Here is a 5251-nt window from a genome sequence, read left to right as displayed (position 1 = left end):
AGATATTTCCGCGCTAACTAAGTATGGTATCGCCCGTATGGATTTTGAAACGTCAGGCGAGCGCCAAGCATACGATTTCATCACGAAGTACGCGGCGGAAAACGGAGGACGCGCACCATCATACACGACCCTTGCCGCGGAATGTCCGGATATCACGTATATACCGGGCGTGTCCGACAGCTTCGAATACCTGGCCGGAGAACTAAAGGCGACCGCGGCCAAACGAGAGGTGCTACGTAAAGTTAACGGTTACACGGACGACAACGGGCGCCGCATTCCGTCAGAGTTTGCCGAGAAGTTCGCGGAAATGTCTGCGGTCGATTTCGGCGCGTACCTCGTTGGGCTCGGCGAGTCTATCCGCGGCAAGGCAGAGGTTCGGAAGGATATCGGACAGGGCCTCGGCGAACTCGGCGTTACATTTATCGAAGAGTACCGCAAACGTAAGGCCGGGAAGTCCTATACGCTATGGAAGACGCCGTTTGAGACACTTAACGAGGAGATCGGCGGTCTCTACTCCGGCGATGTCTACGGTATCATGGCGGAGTCTGGCCGCGGTAAAACGTATCTTTCCGAAGTGCTTGTGGACGAGTTATTGCGGCAAGGTGCGAAGGTTCTCGCCAAGTCTTACGAGGTTAAATGGTATCCGTGGCTTTCGCGACTCCTATCGATCGCGACCGCAAGGGATGGCGCGGTTAAATCGGATGGACTCGGAGAGGTCGGACTGCCGAATAAAGCGCTACTTTCCGGAAAGATGGACGCGGAGTTAGAATCGTTTATGCTCGAGATGGTCGCGAAGATCAACGAGTATTATCCGGGTGAGCTCATCCTGCAGGCGAAGGGCGACGCGAACTTAACGCGCACACTCGACGAATTAGACCGTGAGTTGCACATGCGTCCGGACATCGACGTTGTGGTCATCGATCCGTTTTACGGATTGGCGGACGTCTACGGGCGTAACGCGAATAAAGTTGCGGGCGGCGCTGCGGAAATGGCGGCAAGGCGCTTGGAAACGATTATCGGCGCGCATGATGTCGTCGGAATTTATACGATTCAGGCGCATACCGAGCGGCAGGAAACGGAGGAAGGCGAGCATCGTGCGGTTAAGTTGCCGAAACGCGATCAAGTTAAAACGACGAAGGCCGTTCTCGAAATCGCGACGAATCTATTCTCGTTCGATGCCGCGAATGGTAACGGGGCGCTAGGCGTAGAGAAAGGGCGTAACGGCGGCGAGGGATTCGTGATCGAGTTGATTGCGTTAATGGATTACGGAGTGCTGCGGGAGCTTCCGAAGGGCGAGGAGATTGCGGGGCAGTTTGTGAGTGGGTTTTAATTTCCAAATCCTTCTTTACAAACGAACCAAAAGGAGGTATCATAAAAATGAACCAAAAATTGATTCAAGGAAGTGTTTAAATGAAGGATAGTAATTTTTCTAAAGTGATCGAAAGCATGGTATCAAAACCCACCACACCGGATTCTATCTTAAATAAAACAGTAAGATTCTCTATATCTCTTACCAATCTCCAAAATAGGCGGCTTGAAATATTAGTAAATAAACTAAAAGTGTCAAAACAAGAATTTATTCAAGGCGTTATTGAGGCTGCTATGAAGGACGTAGAGGAGTCTTTAAGATTAGTCGACGGTGGCTTTGAAAATCAGCTCGGGCAACGAGTTAGTGAGTACCGCGGGGATTATGTAAGCGAAATCATTGAGTCTTTGGGGATTTCAGAGGAGGAATGGTGGGAGCTTTTAGAGGACAATCGATGAGAGGTGGGTTTCATTTGCTAGAAATACTTTTTTCGGAGATTGAGCGCTACCCATGGCGCAATCCGCGTTGGCATCCCGATAAACTCGAAGCCAGCTCGCCGCTACGCCCCGGTGATGACCGCCCATCATTCCGCGTCATAACCGATCCAGACTCGCCCAATTTCGGATGCTGGGTCGATAGTGGCGCAAGCGATCCGAACAGGCGACGCGGCGGTCCCGTACAGCTTCTTGCGATATTGCGCGGCATAAGCGAGGCGGAAGCGCGGCAAATATTAGCGGAAGAAGAGGACGCAGACTCTGGCGCATACATAACGTTAAGACTTCGAGAGCCAACGGCCAGGGCTCGTCCAAAATCGCTAGATTCCACTTTGCTAGACGCTTACGCGATGCAGGATTCCGATTATCTCACGAGTCGCGGCATAAGTCCGGAGGTTCAGGCGCTATTCCGGACTGGATACGATCCGATTAATCAGGCGGTTACTATTCCGTGGGTCGACGTTACGGGACGACTGTTAAACGTGAAGTACCGCTCAGTGCGAAAGAAGCGTTTTTGGTATGCGAAAAATGGCGTTCCAGTCCGTGATTTGATATACGGGATTGATATAGTGTATAAGCGGAGAATCCGTAAGGTTTGCATCGTGGAGAGCGAAATCGATGCGTTGTATCTTTGGACTATCGGACAACCTGCGATTGCGACCGGAGGGGCATCGTTTAACGAGAAAAAGCGTGACCTTATCTTGCGGAGTCCTGTCGAGGAGTTAATACTTCTAAGGGACAATGATAGTGCAGGGCGCGTGTGGAGGAACGAGATTGTCGCGTCGTTTGACGGGAAACTGCGGATTGATCTATCGCTAGTTCCGCGCGGGGACAAAGACGTTAGTGAGGCGCAATTGTCGAATATTGGTAAAACGCGGCAAATTGTATCGTCACTACCAATATTAAGGATGGCAGCGTGACCAATTCTGCCGTATAATGGCATTAGTTGATTCTACGGCAACTTTTTCCGGAAGGGAACCCGTCTGGATTCGCCTTCGCTGCAGTCGCCTTTACGTTAGTTTCGGATAATCTCGTATAGGTCACGAGGACTGTAACGGATGCCGGTCTTATCGTAGATAGTTTCGGTTATGATAATCGAGTTAATATACGTGATAGTATTCGTGTCATTCTCGTACTTTGATAAGACATCCTTTTTAATACCGGTTGCATCCGATAGTTTCCGTTGTGTCCATCCGATTTCGCGTCGGATATCTTTAAGGCGGCAGCGTCCCAATGAGTAGCTCATGGACGCCTCCAATGAAAGAATATCATTAAATATTTTAACACAAAACTGTGCGGCGCGTATTCGGGTGTCGTTAATAATATATCAAACAAGCAGAGGTGAAAAGATGAGTTTTGAAAAACTTAATAGTTTAGCGGCGGTGTACTATTCCGCGCCATCCTCGGAAGCATTACGCTCCCTATATGATGAGGCCGCGAACGTCTTTCGTAGAGACAATCAGCGTAAGATTCTCGCGACAAGACTCGGGGATGAGAACGATGCGGACGAGTTGTTTGACGCGGCGATACTAAAACTGTCGAGACGTCCGGCCATGGCTAATTTTGGTGGATATCTTTCTATCACACTAAAAAACGCCCGTAGGGATTTCGTCAAATCAATGACGCGACACAGACGCCGCTATGAATTAAGTCTCGATGTCAAGGCAGAAGACGCTCCAACGTCAGAGCCAACGACAGGAGAGACGGTTGAGGACGAATACTTCTCCCTACAACGCAAAAAGGAAATCGACCAGCTCCAACTGATCGACTTCCTCGTAAATGACCCAACCCAGGTCGACCGTGAAACGATTTTAATCGTATCACAGTTTTCGCAGTACGCTTCCATCACGGCGCTCTCCAAAGCGCTAGGAATGCACCACGAGTACGTCAAACGCAAGCTTCGTCGGCTATCTCGCCGATACGACTCCAATCGTTTCGGGGATTATTCCGAGTATCTTGCTGTCTAACTCTATGTGAGCGAGGACGAACTTTCAGGCACGAAGGCCGTCCTCACTTACATCAATTATAACATAATCGTCAAATGAGATAACAAGCGGCAAATTATGTTATGTATCGCGTTATGTATAGTTTTACCTAAAAGTTTCCAATGTATACTATCACGTTTTCAATATTACGCAAAATTTTGCCTATTGTCAACGCTTATTTAACTATGCCTTAAAACGTTCATATAAAACGGAGGTAATAAAAATGATCGGAAATTCCCGTAATGAAAGAGATATACGCAAGACTACGAAAAAAGTTTCACGCAGGTTCCGCAAGATTCACATTCTACCAAACGCGGATGTTCGCTTCCTATATAATGGCGCGCTCGAATCTTACGAAGACCCAGCGGACTATGTTCGCTTGAAAGGCGGGCGGATCGCATGAGTACGTTTAAATGGCGACTGTCATCGCACGCTCTCCGCCGCGTAATCGAGCGATTCGGTATTGAACGGAATCAAGCCTTGAAATGGGCGAATCAACACATGGCCGACGCGGAATACGTCTGTAACTCGCTTGCCGAAGATGGCACATACGGGCGACTATTCGCAAAGTCCGGCACTATCTTTATCACGGATTTAATAGACGACGTGATTCTCACCGTCTGTAAAGCGCGCATTCCGGAGCCTGTCACATCCTTAGTGGCAGCCGCAGTCGGACGAGAGGTTAAGCGGAAGGAAGTCGAAGTTTTAAAGGCGGAACAGGCTGCGTTAATGAAACGTCTGCCGCTCGAGCAGGAAGCGGTCGAACTCCGCCTAGCAATCGCTAAATCGCGGTCGGAGTCGCGACGTAATGCCTTAACTGCGCGAATGAACGCCGTTGAACTGCAAATACGCGAGATTAACACAGAAATTTCGCGTGAGAAACGGGAGCTAACACTCCTAGCGCAAGGATACGCTGCGATTGTCTAAACAAGCCGATTCCTACGTCGGCAGCGCGGTATTGATGTTGAAGGATCGGTGTTATACCGGTCGTCGGGAATAGCCGAAGTCTTCTGCGCGTTATAGGATCGCAACCTGAGCGCACAAGTTCGGCACTATTATTCGCGGAAAGTAGGCGTCAATATCGTGCTGCGGGCGTAGGAATGTGCGCAGGGCCCGCGCACTCTATCCCCGGAAAATAAACGGAAAAGGAACGTGATCGAATGTCTATTTTTACGAAGATGGGCGCAGAAGCAGCCGCGGCAGGCTCGGATAACGGCAGGGAGAAGGAAAGTCCGATTGTTTCGTTTAAATCCGGCAGCACATTTAAAGTCGGCGTCAAGTCGATTAATGATGTCGCGGAATATTACGGATACGGAATGTTCGGAAAGGTTAATACGTTTGTGCCGAAGAGTCCAGCGGTCCGCAACGCTAAAGGATATGTACAGAGCGGCCACTCCGTTTGGGATAAGGCGGCCGATCTTTTATACGCAGATGCTAACGCGGCGAAAGAGGCCGGAGCAAGTGAG

The 5251-nt window shown here is 49.7% G+C and carries 7 protein-coding genes and 1 pseudogene; 7 read left to right on the top strand and 1 reads right to left on the bottom strand.

Annotated elements, in window-relative coordinates:
- From ABD014_RS14200 to ABD014_RS14190, 3 genes are all read left to right on the top strand, one after another.
- Positions 1-1330: TRM11 family methyltransferase (locus ABD014_RS14200; protein WP_343862178.1), on the top strand; the 1330-nt coding region annotated here is incomplete at its 5' end.
- Between the two features lie 80 nt (positions 1331-1410).
- Positions 1411-1764, top strand: coding sequence for a hypothetical protein (locus ABD014_RS14195; protein WP_343862176.1), 354 nt, complete (start codon positions 1411-1413; stop codon positions 1762-1764).
- Between the two features lie 14 nt (positions 1765-1778).
- A complete protein-coding gene (locus tag ABD014_RS14190) occupies positions 1779-2720 on the top strand; it encodes a toprim domain-containing protein (RefSeq protein WP_343862174.1) in 942 nt (313 codons plus the stop codon).
- A gap of 95 nt (positions 2721-2815) precedes the next feature.
- Here the strand turns inward: ABD014_RS14190 and ABD014_RS24885 are convergent, their stop codons facing one another.
- Positions 2816-3046 carry a helix-turn-helix domain-containing protein gene (locus ABD014_RS24885; protein WP_379338790.1) on the bottom strand — a complete coding sequence of 77 codons (231 nt, stop codon included), beginning with the start codon at positions 3044-3046 and terminating at the stop codon, positions 2816-2818.
- Between the two features lie 373 nt (positions 3047-3419).
- On the opposite strand from ABD014_RS24885, the gene ABD014_RS14185 reads away from it, so the two are divergent.
- The 4 genes and pseudogenes from ABD014_RS14185 to ABD014_RS14170 form a co-directional block, all read left to right on the top strand.
- Positions 3420-3767, top strand: a complete 348-nt coding sequence (locus tag ABD014_RS14185; protein WP_343862172.1) for a hypothetical protein — start codon at positions 3420-3422, stop codon at positions 3765-3767.
- A gap of 241 nt (positions 3768-4008) precedes the next feature.
- Positions 4009-4188: a hypothetical protein gene (locus ABD014_RS14180; RefSeq protein ID WP_343862170.1), complete on the top strand. Its 180-nt coding sequence runs from the start codon at positions 4009-4011 to the stop codon at positions 4186-4188.
- A 254-nt stretch (positions 4189-4442) separates the two neighbouring features.
- A complete protein-coding gene (locus ABD014_RS14175; RefSeq protein WP_343862168.1) occupies positions 4443-4712 on the top strand; it encodes a hypothetical protein in 270 nt (89 codons plus the stop codon).
- A gap of 233 nt (positions 4713-4945) precedes the next feature.
- Positions 4946-5251 (top strand): annotated as a pseudogene (locus ABD014_RS14170) (hypothetical protein); the annotation flags it as partial.

The sequence above is a fragment of the Paenibacillus motobuensis genome (assembly GCF_039521865.1).
Classification (GTDB): domain Bacteria; phylum Bacillota; class Bacilli; order Paenibacillales; family Paenibacillaceae; genus Fontibacillus; species Fontibacillus motobuensis.
The sequence above is the reverse complement of the archived record's forward strand: the minus strand, read 5'-3'. Positions and strand labels throughout refer to the sequence as shown.